Here is a 21,319-nt window from a genome sequence, read left to right as displayed (position 1 = left end):
GTAAAAAACATTTTTATAATGGATTATAGCTTGCTTCACGCATATTTCGGCGAAAAACAACCTTTGGCAAACTTTTATATATTAAACATTTTGAAAAAAAATTTAAATACTATGAGAAGTTTGTTATACATCATTGCTGTAATCCTGGTAATTATTTGGGTGGTAAGTTTTCTTGTTTATCACGTCACCGGCGGCCTCATTCATATACTGTTAGTGATCGCCGTTATTGCTATTATACTTGGCGTGATCAGGCGTGCTTAACACAAAAAAATCCAGGTTATTTATCGTTTTACTGATTCATTTGTTCATTAAAATTTAAAACAAATAATATGGGAAACCTATTATATCTGATAGCGGTGGTTCTTATAATAATTTGGGCCATTAGCTTCCTTGGAGGATTTTATACAGGCGGGCTGATTCATATTTTGCTTGTAATTGCTGTAATTGCAATTCTATTAAGAGTCATCAGGTCAGCCTGATTTTCTAAACTTTAAAATTATTATTATGGAAGACTGGAAATTAAAATTAAAAGGAAACTGGAACGAAGTAAAAGGGAAAATGAAACAAGCGTATGGAGATCTTACAGATGATGATCTGAAACATGAGGAAGGTAAAGATGACGAGTTTGTTGGCAGGCTGCAGCAGAAGCTCGGCAAAACCAAAGATGAAGTGATTAATTGGATTCAGGGTCTCTAGTAATTTTCCCACGTTTTAAAAGTTGTCTCAATGTAATCATTGGGACAACTTTTTTATGTAACGGATAAAACCTTCACTGTAATTTAATAAAAGAATGGCCCGCGTCCATTTCATCTGCCAATTGCCCAATGGTTTGCGATTCAAAAAGAGAAAGTAGTTGGCCCTTAATAACTTTATATTTTGGGTGTAAAGGGCAAGGATTTTCTTCTGAACATGCCGAAAGCCCTAATACACATCTTTGTATCATTTCACCGTTACCCATTGCCTGCAAAATTGCCTGAACCGGAAGTTCCCTCGCTTTGGAAGTTAAATAAAATCCGCCATGAGGGCCGCTTGCAGAGCTTACTACTTTATTATCTTTTGTTAACGCCTGTAATATTTTGGCTGTAAATGATTTGGGAGAGCCGATGGCTGCCGAAATTTGTTCAATTCCAATTTTTTTTTCTTCACTTGCCTTTTGGGCAATATATAAAGTTGCCCTCAACGCATATTCCGTCGATTTAGAAAACATTTTTTTGAAGCGTTTTAAAGCCGGGTTTATTCCTGTGGAATGACCTGATGGTTTTATTTATCTGCGATTAAACATCATTGGCAGACATTTATAACGCCGCGAAAATTACAAAGATTATTTTGGGATCGCCGGATTTTTTTTTAATTAGAATTATATCCAGTTTCTCCAGACTAGCTGAAATGATAGTTAGATGCGGCTATACTATCACCTTCCGGGATTCTGACAAGAATAGTAAAAGAACAGATACCGGCCTTTTTTATTTTAGAATCCGGCATTGCATAATATTGAAACCGAAAAGCTTTTTGGGAATCGAGGATGCTAACGGAAGTCCTTCAAATTAGAAAACTCATTTAGTTTTCCTGACCATTGTCCAGGGGAAATGTGATAGTAAATGACGTGCCTTTTCCTACTTCGCTTTCGGCGGTAATGCTTCCTCTATGGCCGATAATAATATTATGACAATTAGCAAGCCCAAGGCCATTCCCTTTTTCCTTGGTGGTAAAATAGGGCTCAAATAGCCGGTCTAACTGCGACTTTTGCATTCCTTTTCCGTTATCAGAAATTTTCACGAGACATTTTCCCGGCAAGTTCTTCGTAGTTATTTCCAGCTTACCATTATTATCCATCGCCTCAATTGCGTTTACAATCAGATTCAAAAATGCAATTTTTAACTTTTCCGCATCTACCGGGATTGAACATATGTCAGCATCAAAATGCTTTTCCACGTTTATCTGGTTAAGCTGTATCCTGTCGAGCGCAAGGTACAGGCTGTCGTCGAGGATTTCATTAATTGATGCGGGAGAAAAACTAAGCTCGGCGCGGGTGGTGGCCAGGAGGTCCGATACCAGTTGATTAATACGTTCTGAATTTCTTTTTATCATGGTAAAAAATATCTGGGAATCTTCAGTTTCTGTCTCAGCCCTGAGCTGTTCGCACGCCAGGTTAATATTTGTCAGAGGATTTCTCACCTCATGAGCCATCACCCGCGCTATTCTGCCGGTCACCACATATTTTTCCAGTCTTCTAAGCTCTATTAATTCAGTGTTGAGCTTTGCCAGTTCGTTCACTCGTTCCTGCAATTCTTGTTTATATTTTTCCGCTTTTTCGGCTGCCTTCATTTTATCTTTTTTTTCTTTATTATATATCAGCAGCGAATAAATGATAAGTAATACCGCAATGATTATTGAAATTATATTAAGCACCTGGATAAGCCCGGAATATTTTGAAATTTTATCTGACCAGCTATTTCGCAAATTAATTTCTTCCTGCTTCATTTTTGAAATAGTGTTGGTAATGGCTACTGCATTAGCGATACCCTCAACATTGCCATTGAGATTTTCAATAGAAAGTTTTTCAAGTGAAACCGGGTTCTTTATATAATTTTCTATCCACGAATATTTTGTTTGAATCAGCGACTGCAGCGTATCAAGATTTTTTTGCTGGCTTACATTTTCTTTTGTGAGGTCTTGAAGTACGGAAAAAGTACTGTCAATCATCTTCTTGCCAGATTCATATTTTAAAAGAGGCTCGTGATCATTTGTAATTAAATATCCCCTGAAAGCAGATTCGCTTTTTTCCAAAAAACCTACCATGTTATCAAGGTTATGAATCACCTCATTGGTGTGGTCCATCCAAAAATCCTGTGTTGACACTTTTCGCGTGGATATCAACGTTAAAATATAAGAAAGAAATAATAGAAATACAGCGGCGAAAAAACCAATGCGGGGCCTGCGTATAGGTTTAGATGCACTTTTTTTAAACATTTACTTTGAGGTTATCTGCTGTTTTTGAATTGTCTAAAATTACTACAGCATTCTCTTTATTTCGAAAATTTCCTGATAAGCCAGAAAATAATTACAAGTACGATAACAATTATTATGATGCCTACCCATACGCCGGCTTTGAATATTGCTCCAATTGCCTCACAGCTACTCAATGAAATAACTAATGCAGATAAGAGAATCAGGTGATTGAATTTAAATTTTACCATGTTTATTTTTTATTTAGAGGGTTTTTAAGCAGTATTTTTTTCGTCTTTAGCCGAGTTGCTTTTATCCTCGGCCTCAGCGTCTTCCGGGGAATCAGAATCACTTGCATCTCCATCTGACGAGCCTGACAGCCGTACATAAAACTTTTTCATTACAGCAAGCTCTTCTTCAGAAAGGTCTTCCACGCTGATCAATTTGTTATTGCCGGCGCTTGAATTTATAAGCTCATCCAATTTTAATTGAAGCGCTATTTGGTCCTTATTTTGCGAATGTTGTATAATAAAGACCATTAAAAAAGTAATAATTGTTGTCCCCGTATTAATTACCAATTGCCATGTGTCCGAATAATTAAAAATGGGCCCGGTGACAGCCCAAATTATAATGACGAGTATCGCAGCAATAAAAGCATATACGCTGCCTGTTACTTTAGTAACTTTTGAAGAAAATTTGTTGAAAAAAAGGGAAAGCTTGCTTCCTTTTTTTTTTGATTCTAAATCTTTAGTAGGTTGTTTCGCCGGTTTTTTTTTATTTTCCACCTGATTAAGTATTTTTATTTGAATAATTTTGAACTGAATATTTAAATTTCAGCAACTCAAAATATTATGCCAATCGTTTTAGAGAAGCCTGGAATCAGCAATGAGTGGAGTAATAGGGTTTATTGTGAAAAATAAGACATAAAAACACAAAATTTGCTTCCTCAGTGTGGGCAAAAATTTACTCAGAAATAGTAAAATTTGTAATTGTCGCTATCAGATTGAATAGACTGAAACCCTTTGCAGCAGCGGATTCCAATCATAACAATTTACCCAAGGTAGTTCTTGGCAGTATATTTTATCAATAACATATAAACAACATTTTTTAAAAATTAAAATTTAAGTTATGAGCGCAGGAAAAATTTTCGCAAGTGTATTAGCAGGTGCCGCCGCAGGCGCTATCATAGGGATACTCTTTGCACCGGATAAAGGCACTGAAACAAGACGCCGAATTGCAGAAAAAGGATCAGACTTTGCAGGAAGCGTTAAGGATACTTACAATGATTTTTCAGACACTCTGTCAGAAAAATACGATTCCGCAAAGCAAAAATTGTCAAGCCTTGTTTCAGAAGGTAAAGACATGGGAAAAGATATGGTAAATCAGGCTAAGGAAAAAGCAAATGCAATGAGGAACGATGTTAGGAATCCTAACCCCCTTAATTCATAAAATGCATTTAAAAAAAGATGTTAGCCCGGTGATAAAAATAGAGAACATGGAAAAAGACCCGACTGCTGTAGAAGAATTATTTTATAAGTTAAAGGATTACATAGAAACCACTGTTGATTTGTTTAAATTAAAAGCAATCAATAAAGTTTCAGCATTTACATCAACAGTAATAGTTTCCATTATTTTAATAATTCTTCTGTTCCTGATTATGATTTGCATAAGCGTTGGCTTTGCACTTCTGATAGGATTATGGTTGGGGCAGGCTTTCTGGGGTTTTTTTATAATGGGCGTTCTCTATCTTATCATCGGGCTCATCTTATTTGCCAGCCGCAGCAAATTGCTTAAAGAACCTATCAGTGATAAGTTCATCAAAGAATTAATAGACTAAAATCAGCGAAATGAGCAACGAGGAATCAGCAGAAGAAAAACTTGAAAGCATAGCGAATACCACCGATTTGCAAACTGCAATAAAACGGCTGGAACGGAGGAAATTTATCCTTGAAGAAGGGTTGAAAGAGCATTTTCACGATCTGACGGTAAGCCTTAAGCCAAAGAATATAATTAAAAACACAATTGCTGAACTTCAGGAATCCACTACTCTTAGACAAAATGTATTAAAGGTAGCCTTGGGCCTGGGAGCGGGATATTTTTCGCGACGGCTTCTTGTTACTAAATCTGCGGGAGTGGTTAAGAAAGCGCTTGGCGCAGTATTGCAATATGGGATTACCAATTTCATCGCAAAAAAAGGTGACGACGAAAACGACGAGTATCCGAAAAAGAAGAATGTATTGCGCAGGATATTATCAATCTGATCAACTATATTTTTTTCAATATAGAAATGCTACACTTCCCGCCTGTGCCCTAAAACGTCTGATTTTCCAACAAAAACTTTGCTTGAAAAAAATACTTTTTACCTATCTTTTTTTTCTCTCAAACCAACTCGCTTTTTCTCAAAAAATTATTTTATCTGCCGATAGTATTTCATCCTCCTTTCGTGGCCTCAGCGTGGCGAACGACAAGGTGGTGTGGGTTAGCGGAAGTAAAGGCGTTGTGGGCCTAAGCACAGATGGCGGACTAACCTGGAAATGGAACGTGGTAAAGGGTTTTGAAAAAACAGATTTCAGAGATATTGAGGCATTTGATGAACACACGGCTTTGATAATGGCAGCGGATTCACCGGCATTTATTTTAAGAACAATTGATGGAGGCGAAAACTGGAGTGTAGTTTACAGGAATGATTCCAGGGGAATGTTTTTAGATGCCATGGATTTTAGAAACAGCCGTGAAGGGCTGGTGGTAGGCGACCCGGTGGATGGCCGCTTTTTTATGGCAGCCACTTCAGACAGTGGAAAGAGCTGGAAGGAAATCTTTTTTACAAAGAGACCTGTAGCTGACAGTGGCGAAGCCTGTTTTGCCGCCAGCGGAACGAATATTATTGCGTTGCAAAATACAGGATATGCATTGATTTCAGGTGGGCTATCTTCTCATATTATCATAAACCAAAAGAAAATTTTGCTGCCTCTTAGCCAGGGAACAGAATCTGCCGGGGCAAATTCAATTGCATCAGGAGACAATAATACGATGGTGGTGGTTGGTGGAAATTATTTGAAAAAAGAGGATATCTCCCGAACTTCTGCGGTGTCTTTTGATGGAGGCTATACTTGGATTCAGCCTCAAAAACCGCCTTCCGGCTACAGAAGCTGTGTTGAGTTTTTGGGGAATCGTGAATGGGTTTCGTGCGGCCTTAATGGAGTAGATTTATCTTACGACGACGGAATGAATTGGCACAAAATCAGTGACAGAAGCTTTAACGTAGTTCAAAAAGCTAAACATGGAAAAGCAGTTTATTTCGCCGGAAGTGAAGGAAACGTGGGTAGGCTTCAGTAGCAAAGCAACAAATCCAATTGTTTTTTATTTTACCATCCGCTGCCTGAAGCCTTTTCTAAAGCAATTCCGCAACAATCTAACAATATAAAATTCTGGCAGTGCATTTTTAGAATGAAGAGAAATATTTTGAGGTAATATTTTTAGATTTGTGAGTTGACAATAGTTATGGGATAATGCGAAAAAGACTAGCAAAAAAATATGAAAGTAATTGCAGCAATCAATATGACGGTTGACGGGTTTTGTGACCATACCCTGGGTGTTCCCGATGAAGAAATACATCAACATTACGCTGACCTGTTGCGAAGTGCTGATGCCGCTTTATATGGCAGGGTAACCTACCAGCTTATGGAATTTTGGCGAACCGTGCTGGAAAATCCCACAGGCGATAAAGCAATGGACGACTTTGCCCTCGCAATAGACAGCACTCCGAAGATTGTTTTTTCACACACACTGAAAAATGTAGATTGGAAAAGCGCTAAATTAGCGAGCCAGGACCTTGAGAAAGAGGTTTTGGAGCTCAAACAACAACCGGGCAAAAGTGTTCTAGTGGGCAGTCCGGGCTTGATCGTGGCTTTGACGAAACTCAATCTGATAGACGAATATCAACTTTGCATTCACCCGGTTATTGCGGGAAGTGGTTTGCCGTTATTTAAAAACATAAGCGAAAAAATCATGCTTACACTTGTAAAAATCAAAACGTTTGGCGGTGGTGCAATCATTCTTTACTATAAACCGATACAGGAAAGATAACGAACCACTGAAAGGCTTGTAGTAATGCGGATTATGCTTTCCCACAGAAATAAGTCAAAAACATTTACAATTCTATCGGTGGTCATTTTAATTATAAAGCGAGAGACAGAAAATGCAACAACGAACCGCTAAAATGAAAAAAGAAATCGACGTTGAAAACAAAGCGGTAAAACTTGGTTTGCCCATTCTGACCTTCACCTCTTCTGAAGATTTCACTTCATGGCTCGCCAAGCATCATAAAGTGTCACAGGGCATTTGGATGCGGCTTTTCAAAACAAAATCCCGAGTACCAACAATCAGTTATGCCGAGGCGCTTGATATAGCATTATGCTATGGCTGGATTGACGGACAAAAGAAAGCTTATGATACAGAATCATGGCTTCAAAAATTTACACCGAGAAGGCGTAAAAGTATTTGGTCTAAAAGAAACCGCGAGCATGTTGAACGGCTTAACAAATCAGGGATGATGAAAGCTGCGGGCATTGAAGAAGTAGAAGCAGCAAAAGCAGATGGCAGATGGGAGCAAGCGTACGAATCGCCAGCCAACATGACAATCCCTGCAGACTTTCTAAATGAATTGGCCAGGAATAAAAAAGCTGAAGCGTTTTTCAAAACACTCAACAAAACAAATATCTATGCAATTGTGTGGCGGCTACAAACAGCGAAAAAAGCTGAAACGCGAAATAAAAGAATGAAGGCAATTCTTGAAATGCTGAAGAACGGGGAAAAGTTTCATCCATAGATCATAATCGACGAATTTATTTTCCAACCAGCCATTATTTTTATTTTAGTTTATCAGTATGAATAATCTTTCTATTTTATTAACACTATTCTTTTTATAAATACGCCGTTGCCTAATGTTACTTTTACCGAATAAACGCCAGCCGGCCAGCTCTGAAACCCGGTAACCTCTGCAGTAGTATTTTCTTTTTGTACACTTATTGGCAATTGCATCATCTGTTTTCCGGCAACATTATATATGGACAATTCTGCGATTCCACGGATGGATGAGGAAATATCCAGGCTCATCACATCTTTAACCGGGTTAGGAGTGATAATTATATTCTCCCTTTGTTTTTCTCCGGTGTACAATCTGACAATTTTGCTATAGGCAACTTGTCCGTCGTAACCAACTGTTTTTAGTCTGTAATAAATAAAGGGGTTACCAGATACATTTACATTATCGGTTAAATTATAGTTCGTAATATCTTCTGAAGAGAATTTTGGATCTATTTTGCTTATAGCGCTAAAGTTTGATCCATCTGGCCCCCTTTCAATTTCAAAATATTTGATTTCCTTATTTGAGGGCGTTGACCAGTTGAGTAAAGCCTGGTTGTCAGAAAGCCTTCCCTTAAAATCAGCAGAATTCTGAAGTATAAAGCAATTTGGATTAGTAGTGATTACCACGGTATCTGTTGCATAAACCGGACATCCTGACTGTAATCTTTGGGTAACTATATATGTACCAGGCGTATCAACGGTAATAGAGGTTGGTGAATTATATACGTCAATATGCCCGTCAGGTGTTGACCAGGTATAGGAGGAAGTAGAAGTAGGGTTTATTACATCTATTCGGCTTGTTCCTACCAGGCCGCATAGCGAAGTAGTATCAGCGCTCATCATAGCACGAGGCGCCAGGAAAAAATCAAACGGGCCTACAAAATCTTTAAGGGCGGCCGTAAACGAAGTAGAAGAGCGGGATTTAACCAAAACCCGGCGGAAGGGCATTCCGCAGTCATTGCCGCCTAATAGGGTAACCGGATCGAGGCCCAGTTTAGTAAGATTTACACCAAATTCCATAAATTGTCCTGCTGTGTAACTTGTCACGATCTGATTATCGCCACGTACCAGGCTAAAAGGCCCGGCCCATGTCCCTTTTTTGTCGGTATTTTCTATACCCGTATAAAAAGCGCCCGAAGATTTTGGGACTATTCCCGCATACCCAAATTGAGAACCTGAACTTGCTCCATCAAAAGTACCATTCCAGCTAAAAGCGGTAGGTGATATGGATAAAGCAGACTTATCCACCCATATTCTTGCCTCTATAGAAGTAAGTGTAGAGTTGCCATAATCAGCTGAAAAAATGATATCCCCGGGGGCAGTAATATTTCCGGCGCCATCAAACTTCCAACTGGTGTGGCCTGCATCAGGCCCATAGCCATAAAATTTTAGCGTAGGCCTGTCGTAATAAATATCTGTTTGATACATTTCAAAATCAAAATACCGGTCACCGGTAGTATTCTCGATAGAGAGTCCTCCAAACATCCAAAGTGAATCTGAAATATCAGGCCCGGCCCTTCTTACATGAACCATCATATCTAATATTTCATTTTTATCAGGAACAGACTGGGCTACAGGGCATGACCAATCCTTTGGGCTCATACCATTTTTACTTGCCCCGGAAGCAAATATGGTAGAATCATTGCCATGGTAATCGCGGATAAAAAGAGCGTCTATCCACATGCGGTTGTTTACTATTGAATAAGCCGGAACACTCATGGTACGATAAAAGGGGAGTTGACGGAAAGCAGGATCCGTAGCATAACGTGCTACGATTGCCGCAGCGCCTGTTGTATCTATTACTCCCCGCCCGGTATAGGCAGCCGGCGAATTATTGAACCAGTCGTCATTGGCATTTTGGACATTGCTTTTATAATAGTTAGCTTCCAAATCTGCTTCAACGCCAAAATTCGCCTTAATAATAGGTGTTATAATTTGGGCCCTTGCACAATTAATAAATCCGACGAAAAGAAAAAGAGGTATAATTGATTTCATGTAAGCGGATTTTAAAATGAAAATTTATGGCAACCTTTAAACGTTTAAAGGTTGCCATAAATTGTAAAACAGTATTACTTCTGTACTATATGAACGGTTTCTACTTTTGAATACAAAGTGGTTCCGTCCATAAGGGTAACTTCTATCCGGTAATAAATATAACCGGGAAACACATTTTCGTCTTCCCAGGTAAACCTTTTACTGGCGCCACAGGACAGATTTGAAACCGGATCAAAGAATTCACCGTCATAAGAACGTTGAACCTGGAAGCTGATTACATTATCTGAGCTGGAAATTTGCCACATTAGGCCGATGGCAGAATGCCCTTGCCGATGTGCAATAAAGGAGCTAAAAGGATTACCAAATTGAGCCGAGGCCGGGTTTAAATTTGGAACATTTGAACCTGGCTTTTTAGAAGAGCTCCAACCTGTTAATACAACAGATACAAGAATAAAAGACATCAGAATTTTTTTCATAAAGTATTTGTTTAGATTAGGAAAAAACAAAATAATATAAAATCGTCTGGCTTTGCAAGAGGGATTCCGCGCTGTTTCTCCTCCTGTTAATTTTACTGAATATTTCATTTTTTCAGGTGGTTTTACGAAGAAGAACTACCGGTACAGATGAGCATTCTCTCCAGTAAATCAACAAATATTTCTATTTCTTTTTTCCATTTTTATAATCCGGGCCCACAGCGACCATGCTTTTGCAGAAGTTTGTTTAAAAGGCGAATATCTACGTCTTTTCATTTTTGCCTGATAGATTTTTGTGAGCAAAAAAAATTTCTTCTTCTAACGTCCGCCATATTCCGTAAATTTATTGTAACAATATTCAAACCTTGATGTTAGCCTGAACTACGTGAGCGATCGGGTAAATTCAATAACAGAACAATGAAACGTGCTATTTTAATACTACTGGCAATAGTTCTTTTTGCCTGTAACCATCAGCAACCAGACGAAAAACAAAATTTTCAATCTCAAATAGACAGCTTGCAATCGCAGCTTAAGAACACCTATGCGCCCGGCTTTGGCGAGTTTATGAGCGGAATCCAGGTGCATCATGAAAAACTCTGGTTCGCAGGAATCAATCAAAACTGGAAGCTGGCAGATTTTGAGATCCATGAAATTGAAGAAAGCCTGGAAGACATCAAAAAATATTGCACCGACAGGCCCGAAAGCAAATCGATTGATATGATTAATGCACCTTTGGATAGTGTAAGTAAGGCAATTGTGAGTAAAAACGAGACAGAATTTAAGAGTGGTTATCTATTATTGACAAATACCTGCAACAGTTGCCATCAGGCCACGAACCACGAATTTAATGTAATCACCGTTCCCACAACGCCGCCTTTTAGCAACCAGGTTTTTAAACTCAAAGATGAAAAATAGTGTTTTATATACTCAATCAACCCCTGCCATAATTCCGCGGTTAATTGTAGGATTGGTTTTTCTTTCAGAAGGGGTTCAAAAATTTATTTATCCTGAATTGGTCGGAACCGGCAGATTTATTAAAATCGGTTTCGCTAACCCTGAGTTTTGGGCCAACTTTACCGGCGCTTTCGAAATAATTTGTGGCCTGTTGATTCTGCTGGGTTTGTTCACACGATTAGCTTCCATTCCGCTATTGATTATAATGCTGGTTGCTTTTGTAAAAACCAAAATACCAATATTAATGGAGAAAGGTTTTTGGTCAATGGCACATGAATACAGAACCGATTTTGCAATGACTTTACTTCTGATATTCCTGCTCTGTTATGGCGGCGGCCGCTTGTCATTAGACAGGAAATATTTTAGCAATGACACGAAGTGATTACGATGTACAACAAAAACGTATTAATATCAGGAGCGGGAATAGCGGGAACTGCTCTTGCGTTTTGGCTAAATAGATTTGGATTTAACCCGACAATTATAGAATACGCACCTGAATTGCGAAAAGGCGGATATGCAATTGATTTTATGGGTGCAGGATTTGATGTCGCCGAAAAAATGGGCATTATCCCGGCTTTGCAAAATGCTGATCTCAATATTTCCAGCATAGCATTTGTGAACAAAGACAACAAGGTAAAGGGAAGCATGAACTATCAAAAGATTAAGAAGGCGCTCAATAACAGGGCATTTACGCTTCTTCGCAGCGATTTGGCAAAAATTATATACCAGAGCCTTGACGGAGAAACCGAAGTTATTTTTGGAGATACCATAACTGAGATTGAGCAGGATGAAGAAAAAGTTATAGTAACGTTTAAAAGTGGCATAACCCGTTCGTTTGACCTGCTTGTAGGTGCAGACGGATTGCATTCTAATGTCAGGAATCTAATTTTTGGCGCAGAAACTCAATTTGAAAAATATTATGGGTATTACACTTCTTCTTTTACAATAGATGATTTTGCTGATGATGGAAGGGCATTTTCAATGTTTAACGTGCCGGGCAAACAGGTGGCTGTTTATTCATTGAATGTGGAAAAAACAGCGACGTTTTTCATTTTCTCATCACCTGAAAAATTAAATTACAAATACCACGATATAGAAACCCAAAAGCGAATTCTGAAAAATGAATTTATAAATGCTGGATGGAAATGTGTCGCATTGCTTTCCGGGATTGACGCCACATCAGACTTTTATTTTGATTCCATTAGTCAAATCAACATGGAACATTGGAGCAAGGGAAGAATTATTTTGGTGGGTGATGCTGGTTGCTGCCCATCATTATTATCAGGAAAAGGATCCACACTTGCGATGGTGGGCGCTTATATCCTTGCAGGAGAATTAAAACTTGCAAATGGGGATTACAAAATGGCTTTTACAGAATATGAAAATATATTCAAACCATTTATTGATAAGAAACAAAAATCAGCACAGAGTTTTGCAAAATCATTTGTACCTAAAAGCAATTTTGGTATCTGGATAAGAAATCAGGCGTTCAGGATAATGTCTTTTCCGCTATTTACTAATATTTTATTCAGGCAGTTTAATGACAAAGCATTGGTGCTAAAAAATTACTGACTGACCTTTACCCGGCGAATCTATTATCTGGGGCCTTGGTAATTTAAAGTCTCGCAGCAAATTTTCTGGTTAGCTCAGAATAAAAATATCAACTTTTTGTTGGTCTGCTGGTGGGCAAATGAGGAATAGCATCAATAGTTCTCTTGAACCTTCAGCTAGCTAATCTGCCCACGTCAACTACCCACTTACTATTCCTATCAAATTTTCACATTTTGATAAATACTGCTGCCAGCGCGCTGACGTTTGTATCGTTGAAATCCTGATTATCTATGAAAAATAAACTCTTTTGGGGTTGCCTCGTATCGATGCTCTTTTGTGCATGCAATAAAGAAATTTTGCGCCCGCAAAGCACGGATGAGAAAAAGCAAAACCTGTCTTCTGGTTTTTATAAATATACTATCCCGGAAGGAAAACAATATTGCGACAAAAACACTTTTTTGCCTGTAAAGATTCACCAGCTTGCTTTTAAAGTGAGGTTTGACAGTTCCGCTGTGTATAAAACCCGTAAAGCAGAAAACCAGGACGATATCAACAAATTGTTTGGCTTTAGCGATAACAATGCTACCCATCAGCAATTTAGTGCGCGCTTTGGCTGGCGGTGGAGCGATAATGCTCTCCGGCTTTTTGCTTACAATTACAACAATGGAAACAGGAGTTTTAAAGAACTGGCAACAATAGAAATCGGGAGAATATATGCCTGTTCCATCACGATTGCAGGCAGCGAATATATTTTTGCAGTAAATGGCGTTGAAACCAGGATGCCGCGGGAAAGTACCACCGCAATGGCGGAAGGATACCAACTCTATCCTTATTTTGGCGGCGACGAAACCGCACCTCACGATATATTTATCTGGATTGAAAAGTTGTAAAAATTATCTTGCTTATAATTCCAGGCCTGGCTATCGCTTTTTAAAATCCGGTGCAGGTGATAAATACTACACCGGCACATTCAGTTTATTTTCGGAAACACCGGTTAATTCCATAAAGGCCTGAATGAACCGGACAAAATCAGATTCAATTTTTTTGTTGATGATTTCGCCCTTTTCATTTACCTGGCCGCGCACTCCCTGTATTAAAAAAGCAGTGACCTCAGTGAATTTGGCCATCAATGTTTTCATGATTAACTGAAGCTCTTCGTGTGCCTTGCGGCCGTCGGCAGAGGCAGTAATAATAGCGAGCGGCTTTTCTGAAAAGAGGGTAGTGGCCACGCACCATTCCAGCGCATTTTTAAGGCCGGCAGGAATGCTGAAAATATATTCAGGCGTGCAGATTACAATTCCGTCCGCTTGCTCAATGTTGCGCCTGAAGTCAACGATGGATGGAGGCGGACGGTTCGTAGATAGCTCCGGGTCAAAGTGGGGGAGGGACTTTAAACCAGTAAAGACTGTTGTCTCGAAAAAATCTTTGGTGAGGCTGATAAAATTGGCGATTAGTTTTTCATTCGCTGAATTTTTGCTGGCGCTCCCTATAATAATAAAAATATTTTTTTTCAAACCCATCTTGCATTTTTGTTTCTCAATCTTTCTGTGATGACAAATTTGCATTGTCAAAATCAAAAATAAGATTATTGAATAAATAAGCCGGAAATACCACGAAGGCTCAAAGTCACAAAGAAACACTAAGAACAATTGTTATCTTATAATCCTTGTGAAACTCAGTGTGTCTTCGTGCCTTTGTGGCTTTCTGCCTTTTGCCTTCTGCCTTATGGCTTGACTTCCGACATGGATTGCAATAAAGCTTCTAATTGCTCGAGGGTTTGTGTAAATCCTGTTTTGAAACCATCCAATAAATTTTCCATGCGGATGAGCGATTCATTGTAAATCGAAACCTTTACAGTTGTTTTTCCATTTTCTTCGCTGAAAGTATGATCCCAGTCTGACCCCGGTAGCTGTGGGTTTTCATTTTCATCGGCAAAAGCATTTTTCATTTTGAAGTTTGTTTTCGGAGTGATAGATGTGTACTCCTGAAGAGCCCAGCTCTCTTTTCCATCGGGGCTTACCATGGCATAAAATCTTTTGCCACCCACGGTAAAATTCATGTATTTGGTTTTGGCTTTATAAGGCTCCGGCGCCCACCACTGGTCAAGGATTTCCGCTTTGGTAAAAGCATCCCAAACCAGCGAACGTGGGGCATTAAATTCTCTTGTGACAAATATTTTTTTGGCGGCTTTGTCAACTGTAAAGTCGAAGAATAAATCGTTGTTCATTTTTTTTGTTTTTTATGAGCCTGCTTTTTGGCAGACATGGTGGATAATAGTGTGTCCAACTGGTTTAACCTGCTTTCCCAGATATTACGGTATTGCTGCAGCCAGGTGTCTATCTCTTTCATTTTTTCAATTTCAAGAGAATAATAAATCTCCCTGCCCCGGGATTCCGGTTTCACAAGATCACATTCGGTAAGAATGCGCAAATGTTTCGACACAGCCTGTCTTGTAGTATGGAAGTTTTCTGCTATGGCGTTAGGAGTCATAGCCTGTAAGGCTATTAACGCTATAATGGCCCGCCTGGTAGGGTCGGCAATCGCCTGGAATATATCTCGTCTCATTTTTAAAAATAAATTAGAAACTAATCGGTTGCAAATATATATGCAACTTTTCGGTTTCGCAAAATTTATTTTCATTTAAAAAAAATCACCAGGCTCCTTTATGTTCGGGAATGCGCGATACCAGCGGAAGGCATACGATCAGCAGCAGCGCCATAAAAAGGTAGATATGCGCATGGATGTGATCAGGATGGTGGCCGGCGATAATCGCTGTGGCGATAGCGATTGTAAATATCTGCCCCAGTTGAATGCACAAGGTTCGCAAAGCTGCAATGGTGGCCGAGCTTTCGGGAGCCAGTTGCAGGCCGGCATTGCGGGCAGGCGGACTGTTTAATCCGATGCCCACACCAATCAAAAAAGAAGAACCTGCCAGCCAGACGTAAGGCGATACCCCCCTCATCGGCTGCAACGAAAGTAAAGCCAGTCCTACGATCATCACCGAGCAGCCAAAGTATAAAGGCAAGCGGTAGCCGGTTCTCCTCAGGAACATGGTGATGATGGCTGATAAAGAAACGGAAGCAATGCCTTCAGCTACGAGCAAAGTACCCGAATCGAGCGGGCTGATATGATAATAGTTAATTGCATATAGCGGAACGAGGGAAATAGCGCCAATGGTACCACCGGCGAAAATTGCATTAAGCAGGTTTACTGACCCAAAACCTTTTCCATAAATAAACCGGGGTGAAATGAAAGGATTTTTTACCCTATTGATATGTCGGAAAAACAGGGTAATAGTGATGGCAATGATTACCATCAAACCGATGAAGCTTATGGAAAGAATTTTTGCATTGGCTTCCCCCAAATAACTTGCTGCAAGCATAGTCGCAAGCAAACCCGTTGCAAGCCAGATGATGCCTGGTGCATCCATTTTGTAACGCTGCTGGTTTTCTTTTCGCTTATCTGCCGGGATGAAGCGGAACGACAAAAGAATTACGGCAATGCCAATCGGCGCATTAATAAAAAAAATGCCTCTCCACGTCCAGTAGGTCACGAACAGCCCACCGAAGATGGGACCAATCATGGCGCCTGCCGGAAAGATGCTTCCAAAAAAGCTTACCGCCCTGTCGCGCGACTTACCGAAATGATTCACAATGATGCCGGTAACAGACGGCGTGATTCCTGCGCCGCCGATGGCCTGGATGATGCGCAATATAATAATCAGGATGATGCTACTTGACAATCCGCATGCTACTGACGCAATCGTAAACACAGCAACAGAAAGAATAAAAACTCTTCGATGGCCAAACCTTATACTGAGTTTGGCGCTAATGGGCAGCATCACGACAAGCCCGAAAGAATAACCGGTTAATATCCATCCCACCCAGTTAACGGTGGTATGTAAATCATGTTGCAGGGTATCCAATGCCGTGGCTACAATAGTTGCATCCACAGTGGTCATCAGCAGCGCCATCGCTACGATGGTAAAAACTATGCCTCTGCGGGTGGAAGGTTCCTTTTCTCCAGATTCCGGATTTTTTTCCGACACAACATTCAGCGCAGGTTCCTTCATTAAATTTTTAGGTTTACTTCTTTGTCTTCACAAAATTAGGAAATTACGATCCGACGCACCCGCCAATTATGAAATGGGTTTTTGAACAACAGCTCTTTTATGACCTATTTTGTTTTCTGTTGCGGGATTAGAGTCAGTGAACAGAGTTTTAATGAGAATTTTTATTGAAATGTTTGTATCTTTTCTTTTCTTTCTGAATGGCCGGGAAAGAAGTTTTAGTTTTTCAAAAAAGATAAAGGATAAAATTGTCTTTCATCTTTATTGTTCTTATGTTTGCTGAGAATGTAAGATGATTGGATAATTTTTTACAGATAAAACAAAACTGTCGCATTGAAGTACCGGGCTAATTTGATTTTTTGCCAAAAAAGAATTTATTAATTGTTTAAGCTATGATCCATTCCTCAGTAAAAAATAAATTTTTGACATTTGTTTTTTTGCTGGTGCCTGCTATGTTGATGGCGCAGGATAATACTGATTTGAAAGCCCCGGATGGAAGTGGAGTGGGGGCATTAAGCCTGGCGATATTATTACTTTCCATCACGTTTGTTGCAGCAATCTACCTGGCAGTTAAAACTTCTGCGCTGATAAGCCAGGTAAAAAAGAAAAACCAGCTTTCCGGCGAAAAAACACTTCATCAAATAGTTAACAGCCTCAGCGAGGAAAACATAAACACATACCTAAAACACGGCCAAATGAAAAAAAATACTGAAAATAAAAGTGGAGGCATTGGTTCATCTCTTCCTGCGTGGTTCCTGGTGACTCTCTTATCATTGGCAGGAAATGCTGCCTTTGCACAAACAGCGCCCAATGGCAGTTCCCTTTTAAATGATGGAGGTATCATTATCACTTTAATCTTAATCACTACACCGATACTTGTTGGAATCATCCTGATGATTATCAAAGTGAGAAACATTTCCAAACGCGTAAAAGCCAATAAAGAAAATGCCGAATCAGAACGAATCAGCAATTATTTAAAGAGCCTTCCCGAAGAAGAAGTAACTGAAGCATTATTAAAAAGAAAAGAGGTTTTGGATTACAGCATTGCACAAAATGCGCTATCAGGCAATTTTGAACCGGAGGATAAAAGAGGCATCCTGAAAAACATAAATGAACACGCCAACATCAGGTTTATAGAAGAAAAGCGCAAAGCGTTAAGCCGCCCAAATGTAGACCCTGAATTGTCTAAATTGGTGGTGTGGTTTTTAATCTGCGCTACCGTATGGCTGGTGTTTGGCACTACCGTTGGCGAGTATGAAGGTATTAAGTTTGTAGCGCCGGATGCGGATCATATAAGCTGGCTGAGCTTTGGAAGACTACGGCCTGTTCACACAAATGCCGTGTTTTGGGGTTGGTCTTCCCTTGCGATGTTGGGGTTGGCTTATTATGTAGTTCCCCGCGTCGGAAATAATAAATTATGGAGCCTGAAGTTGGGTTGGTGGACGCTCTGGCTCATCAATGCCGCCGTATTTTTTGGTTCCTGGTCGTTGATGGCGGGTATCAACAATGGCGGAGGCGAATACCGTGAATACATCTGGCCTATTATGCTTTTGTTCGCAATTGGCATTGTGCTAACGCTTATTAATTTTTTAAAAACCATTGCCACCCGCAAAACAAAAGAAATTTATGTTTCCAACTGGTACATCGTAGCGGCGGTTATGTTTGTGATCACCATTTCCCTTGTAGCTTATCTTCCGTTCTGGCAAAATGGCCTTGGCGAAACGATTGCGCAGGGATATTACATGCACCAGGGTGTAGGCATGTGGTTTATGATGCTGACGCTGGGGCTTGTTTATTATTATTTGCCGCAGCAGTTGAACAGGCCGATTTATTCGTATGGTTTGGGCATCCTCGCATTTTGGTCTCAAATATTTTTTTATACAGTCATCGGGATGCATCATTTTGTTTTCAGCCCTATCCCTTGGTCATTACAAACAGTAGCGATTATCGGCAGTGTGGGCATGGTGATTCCTGTGGTATCGGGCACCACGAACTTTTTAATGACGTTCAAAGGAGGCTGGCATAAACTGGCGAGCAGCTACTCGTTGCCATTTTTTCTGATAGGAACTATCTTTTACTTTACCGGCTCAATGCAGGGAACAGCCGAAGCGTTTCGCAGTACCAATCTTTATTGGCATTTCACAGATTTTACAGTGGCGCATTCACACCTCACCATGTATGGAATTGTTGCTTTTTTTCTTTGGGGAGGCATTTATGCAATTATTCCACGTATCACAAGACAGGAGCCGCCGCAACTCACTGTGGGCATTCATTTTTGGATGGCCTTTATTGGTTTGATGTTTTATACCATTCCGCTGATGATAGGCGGCACGTTAAGAGGCATTGCCTGGATAAATCATAAGCCATTTATAGATACCGTTTCCATGATGGCGCCTTATTGGCTGTGGCGCGCTATCGGCGGCACTTTGATGTGGACATCGCACTTGTTTTTTGCTTATAATATGTATAAAATGATAAGGCCAAAAAAGATAGTTGATATCAATAGTGAGGCGATTTCTAAAATTACTTCTCCCGATGAAATTGTAAAAGTTCATTAGAGAAAACTTCACGGCATCAAATCAATTTAAAATTATAGAAATGGAATTTTTTAATAATCATAAAAAACTTTTTCTTGCCACAATAGGTTTGTTTTTGCTGCTTACTTTATTGATGGCCATTATCCCGGCGCTTTCCAGCCAGGAAAACAACGCGCCCTTACCGGGCGCCGACCAACTGAACGCATCAGAGTTAAGGGGAAAAGCGATCTATGTGGCCAATGGTTGCGTTGCGTGTCATACGCAACAGGTTCGCAATATTGATATGGACAAAAGCTGGGGTTCACGGCCAAGCATTGCCTCGGATTATGCGATGAATAGACGCACTGATTTGTGGAGAAATACGGCAACGCTGATGGGCACCGAGCGCACCGGCCCCGACCTTACCAGCATTGGAGAACGCCAGCCAAGTGTGGATTGGCAATTGCTTCACCTGTATCAGCCACGGGCTGTAGTGAAAGAATCCATTATGCCTTCGTATCAATGGATGTTTGTATATAAAGAGAAGCCTGCAAAAAATGAAAAAGTAGTGAATGTACCCGCTGAATACATGGGTGGAAGAAAAGGAAAAATTGTGGCTACCCGCCAGGCAATTGATTTAGTGAACTATCTCTTGTCGCGCAAACAGGTGAAACTACCGACCGGCATAGCACCTAAAGATTTCTTGTATAAAAAAGAAGCGAAGCAAACTGTTGGCGGCGGCGGAGCGGCAGCCCCGGAACTGGATGGAGCCAGCCTGTATGTGGCCAACTGCCAGGCATGCCACCAATCCAACGGCGAAGGATTGCCGGGGGCTTTTCCTCCCTTGAAAGGAAGCAAAATTGTATTGGATGATAATCCTGAAATGATGGTGAACATCATCATGAATGGCTATTCGGGACGCCAAGCTGAAGGGTTTGGCCCCATGCCCGCCATCGGCACAACTAACAATTTATCAGCCGAAGAAATATCAGCCATAATGAACCATGAGAGAACCAGTTGGGGCAACAACAGCCGGAAAGTAACTCCTGATGAAATAAAAAAGCTCATGGATGCAGTTAAGAAATAAATATCAACAACTCAAAAATATTCAACTATGAAAAAAATAATGCTTTCGTTTATCTTGGTTTGTTCAGCGATTATTTCCAACGCCTGCCCCGCCTGCGAGGCGGCGCAGCCTAAAGTGTTAAGAGGCATTACTCATGGAGCCGGCCCCACCAGCAATTGGGACTATCTCGCCGGAATCGTTACATTGCTAATAGTAATTGGCGTTTTATTTTTCTCGATAAAATGGCTGATTAGCCCGGGAGAAAAAGAAGAAAATCATATTAAAAGATCTGTTTTAAATTTTTAGATATGGAAAGAAGTTCAATTATTATTTTCATTGACGACGATCCCAAGCCTGTGGGCACTTTTAAATCGCCCATTAATTTTGAGCTTGACACCAGCAAACTGGTGGATGGTGAACATTTTTTACGCATTGTGAGCCATGATCCGACCGGGAAAGAAGGCGTTCGCAAAATTCCGTTTATTGTAAGAAACGGGCCCGATATTTCTGTGGAAGGCCTGCAGGATAACCAGGTGGTAGATGGCGTAATCCCTATGATGATAAATGCTTATGGCAAGGGTGATCAAAAAGTATTTTTGATTGAAGGAAGCGAAGTGCCGCGAAGCATTCCCGGTTGGATCTGGATAGTACACATCCTGTTTGGCGCCTGGGCAATTTATTATTTAGTGACACAATTATTTGCGCCATAAAACAGGCATTGCACCGGAGATTTTGTTTCTACTTCGGATAAATTTCTACTTTACAGTAATGGTTTTGGCCTTTAGTTAAATAGTCAACCCTTAAAAACCAAATTTAAGATTTAAAGAGCTGAAGAATTCTCCATTTTTTGTTTTAATAAGTTTGTAAAGAGTTTGAAAAAAAT

27 protein-coding genes are annotated in these 21,319 nt (G+C 40.1%); 17 read left to right on the top strand and 10 right to left on the bottom strand.

What is annotated here, in order from left to right; all coding sequences use genetic code 11:
- Positions 1-111 precede the first annotated feature (111 nt).
- From EFY79_RS18165 to EFY79_RS18155, 3 genes are all read left to right on the top strand, one after another.
- Positions 112-261 (top strand): lmo0937 family membrane protein, encoded by a 150-nt coding sequence (locus tag EFY79_RS18165; protein ID WP_123122191.1) that lies wholly within the window; start codon positions 112-114, stop codon positions 259-261.
- Between the two features lie 68 nt (positions 262-329).
- On the top strand, positions 330-479 hold the full coding sequence (locus tag EFY79_RS18160) for a lmo0937 family membrane protein (protein ID WP_123122164.1): 150 nt from the start codon (positions 330-332) through the stop codon (positions 477-479).
- Positions 480-504: 25 nt separating this feature from the next.
- Entirely contained in the window at positions 505-696 is a 192-nt protein-coding gene (locus EFY79_RS18155) for a CsbD family protein (RefSeq protein ID WP_123122163.1), read from the top strand.
- A 73-nt stretch (positions 697-769) separates the two neighbouring features.
- Here the strand turns inward: EFY79_RS18155 and EFY79_RS18150 are convergent, their stop codons facing one another.
- From EFY79_RS18150 to EFY79_RS18135, 4 genes are all read right to left on the bottom strand, one after another.
- Entirely contained in the window at positions 770-1,207 is a 438-nt protein-coding gene (locus EFY79_RS18150; RefSeq protein WP_123122162.1) for an RrF2 family transcriptional regulator, read from the bottom strand.
- 350 nt (positions 1,208-1,557) lie between these two features.
- Positions 1,558-2,970, bottom strand: coding sequence for an ATP-binding protein (locus tag EFY79_RS18140; RefSeq protein WP_123122160.1), 1,413 nt, complete (start codon positions 2,968-2,970; stop codon positions 1,558-1,560).
- A gap of 56 nt (positions 2,971-3,026) precedes the next feature.
- Complete coding sequence (locus EFY79_RS21635) at positions 3,027-3,197, bottom strand: phosphatidate cytidylyltransferase (RefSeq protein ID WP_199727576.1); 171 nt, start codon at positions 3,195-3,197, stop codon at positions 3,027-3,029.
- Between the two features lie 24 nt (positions 3,198-3,221).
- Complete coding sequence (locus EFY79_RS18135; protein ID WP_123122159.1) at positions 3,222-3,731, bottom strand: low affinity iron permease family protein; 510 nt, start codon at positions 3,729-3,731, stop codon at positions 3,222-3,224.
- Positions 3,732-4,074: 343 nt separating this feature from the next.
- Between EFY79_RS18135 and EFY79_RS18130 the strand changes: the two genes are divergently transcribed.
- The 6 genes from EFY79_RS18130 to EFY79_RS18105 all read left to right on the top strand — a co-directional run bounded on the left by EFY79_RS18130 (position 4,075) and on the right by EFY79_RS18105 (position 7,774).
- Positions 4,075-4,395, top strand: coding sequence for a YtxH domain-containing protein (locus EFY79_RS18130; RefSeq protein WP_123122158.1), 321 nt, complete (start codon positions 4,075-4,077; stop codon positions 4,393-4,395).
- Between the two features lies 1 nt (position 4,396).
- Positions 4,397-4,783, top strand: a complete 387-nt coding sequence (locus tag EFY79_RS18125; RefSeq protein WP_158605245.1) for a phage holin family protein — start codon at positions 4,397-4,399, stop codon at positions 4,781-4,783.
- A gap of 10 nt (positions 4,784-4,793) precedes the next feature.
- A complete protein-coding gene (locus EFY79_RS18120) occupies positions 4,794-5,207 on the top strand; it encodes a hypothetical protein (protein WP_123122156.1) in 414 nt (137 codons plus the stop codon).
- Between the two features lie 82 nt (positions 5,208-5,289).
- Complete coding sequence (locus EFY79_RS18115; RefSeq protein ID WP_123122155.1) at positions 5,290-6,282, top strand: WD40/YVTN/BNR-like repeat-containing protein; 993 nt, start codon at positions 5,290-5,292, stop codon at positions 6,280-6,282.
- Positions 6,283-6,480: 198 nt separating this feature from the next.
- On the top strand, positions 6,481-7,032 hold the full coding sequence (locus EFY79_RS18110; RefSeq protein WP_123122154.1) for a dihydrofolate reductase family protein: 552 nt from the start codon (positions 6,481-6,483) through the stop codon (positions 7,030-7,032).
- 133 nt (positions 7,033-7,165) lie between these two features.
- Positions 7,166-7,774, top strand: coding sequence for a YdeI/OmpD-associated family protein (locus EFY79_RS18105; protein ID WP_123122190.1), 609 nt, complete (start codon positions 7,166-7,168; stop codon positions 7,772-7,774).
- Positions 7,775-7,845: 71 nt separating this feature from the next.
- On the opposite strand, the gene EFY79_RS18100 is transcribed toward EFY79_RS18105, so the two are convergent.
- Positions 7,846-9,807, bottom strand: coding sequence for a T9SS type A sorting domain-containing protein (locus EFY79_RS18100; protein WP_123122153.1), 1,962 nt, complete (start codon positions 9,805-9,807; stop codon positions 7,846-7,848).
- Between the two features lie 74 nt (positions 9,808-9,881).
- Positions 9,882-10,283: a Phr family secreted Rap phosphatase inhibitor gene (locus EFY79_RS18095; RefSeq protein WP_148041969.1), complete on the bottom strand. Its 402-nt coding sequence runs from the start codon at positions 10,281-10,283 to the stop codon at positions 9,882-9,884.
- Positions 10,284-10,697: 414 nt separating this feature from the next.
- Between EFY79_RS18095 and EFY79_RS18090 the strand changes: the two genes are divergently transcribed.
- From EFY79_RS18090 to EFY79_RS18075, 4 genes are all read left to right on the top strand, one after another.
- Complete coding sequence (locus tag EFY79_RS18090) at positions 10,698-11,195, top strand: hypothetical protein (protein ID WP_148041968.1); 498 nt, start codon at positions 10,698-10,700, stop codon at positions 11,193-11,195.
- Positions 11,185-11,616: a DoxX family protein gene (locus EFY79_RS18085; protein WP_123122150.1), complete on the top strand. Its 432-nt coding sequence runs from the start codon at positions 11,185-11,187 to the stop codon at positions 11,614-11,616. Before EFY79_RS18090 ends, EFY79_RS18085 begins: the two co-directional genes overlap by 11 nt.
- A gap of 5 nt (positions 11,617-11,621) precedes the next feature.
- The gene (locus EFY79_RS18080) at positions 11,622-12,806 is read left to right on the top strand and encodes an FAD-dependent monooxygenase (protein WP_123122149.1); all 1,185 of its coding nucleotides are present in this window, start codon (positions 11,622-11,624) and stop codon (positions 12,804-12,806) included.
- Positions 12,807-13,075: 269 nt separating this feature from the next.
- On the top strand, positions 13,076-13,675 hold the full coding sequence (locus EFY79_RS18075) for a hypothetical protein (protein WP_123122148.1): 600 nt from the start codon (positions 13,076-13,078) through the stop codon (positions 13,673-13,675).
- Between the two features lie 66 nt (positions 13,676-13,741).
- Here EFY79_RS18075 and EFY79_RS18070 read toward each other — a convergent pair whose 3' ends face one another.
- The 4 genes from EFY79_RS18070 to EFY79_RS18055 all read right to left on the bottom strand — a co-directional run bounded on the left by EFY79_RS18070 (position 13,742) and on the right by EFY79_RS18055 (position 16,857).
- The gene (locus EFY79_RS18070) at positions 13,742-14,305 is read right to left on the bottom strand and encodes an NADPH-dependent FMN reductase (protein WP_123122147.1); all 564 of its coding nucleotides are present in this window, start codon (positions 14,303-14,305) and stop codon (positions 13,742-13,744) included.
- A gap of 203 nt (positions 14,306-14,508) precedes the next feature.
- Positions 14,509-15,012, bottom strand: a complete 504-nt coding sequence (locus EFY79_RS18065; RefSeq protein ID WP_123122146.1) for an SRPBCC family protein — start codon at positions 15,010-15,012, stop codon at positions 14,509-14,511.
- Complete coding sequence (locus EFY79_RS18060) at positions 15,009-15,350, bottom strand: ArsR/SmtB family transcription factor (protein ID WP_123122189.1); 342 nt, start codon at positions 15,348-15,350, stop codon at positions 15,009-15,011. The genes EFY79_RS18065 and EFY79_RS18060 overlap by 4 nt, the downstream gene beginning before the upstream one ends.
- Before the next feature lie 85 nt (positions 15,351-15,435).
- A complete protein-coding gene (locus EFY79_RS18055) occupies positions 15,436-16,857 on the bottom strand; it encodes an MFS transporter (RefSeq protein WP_123122145.1) in 1,422 nt (473 codons plus the stop codon).
- Between the two features lie 419 nt (positions 16,858-17,276).
- On the opposite strand from EFY79_RS18055, the gene EFY79_RS18050 reads away from it, so the two are divergent.
- The 4 genes from EFY79_RS18050 to EFY79_RS18035 are packed head-to-tail and all read left to right on the top strand — an operon-like array spanning position 17,277 to position 21,146.
- The gene (locus EFY79_RS18050) at positions 17,277-19,412 is read left to right on the top strand and encodes a cbb3-type cytochrome c oxidase subunit I (RefSeq protein ID WP_233578048.1); all 2,136 of its coding nucleotides are present in this window, start codon (positions 17,277-17,279) and stop codon (positions 19,410-19,412) included.
- Positions 19,413-19,452: 40 nt separating this feature from the next.
- Positions 19,453-20,457, top strand: a complete 1,005-nt coding sequence (locus tag EFY79_RS18045; protein WP_123122144.1) for a cbb3-type cytochrome c oxidase subunit II — start codon at positions 19,453-19,455, stop codon at positions 20,455-20,457.
- A 27-nt stretch (positions 20,458-20,484) separates the two neighbouring features.
- A complete protein-coding gene (locus EFY79_RS18040) occupies positions 20,485-20,742 on the top strand; it encodes a hypothetical protein (RefSeq protein ID WP_123122143.1) in 258 nt (85 codons plus the stop codon).
- 2 nt (positions 20,743-20,744) lie between these two features.
- Positions 20,745-21,146, top strand: coding sequence for a cytochrome C (locus EFY79_RS18035; protein WP_123122142.1), 402 nt, complete (start codon positions 20,745-20,747; stop codon positions 21,144-21,146).
- Positions 21,147-21,319: the final 173 nt, after the last annotated feature.

The sequence above is a fragment of the Hanamia caeni genome (genome assembly GCF_003721595.1).
GTDB classification, from domain to species: domain Bacteria; phylum Bacteroidota; class Bacteroidia; order Chitinophagales; family Chitinophagaceae; genus Ginsengibacter; species Ginsengibacter caeni.
The sequence above is the reverse complement of the archived record's forward strand: the minus strand, read 5'-3'. Positions and strand labels throughout refer to the sequence as shown.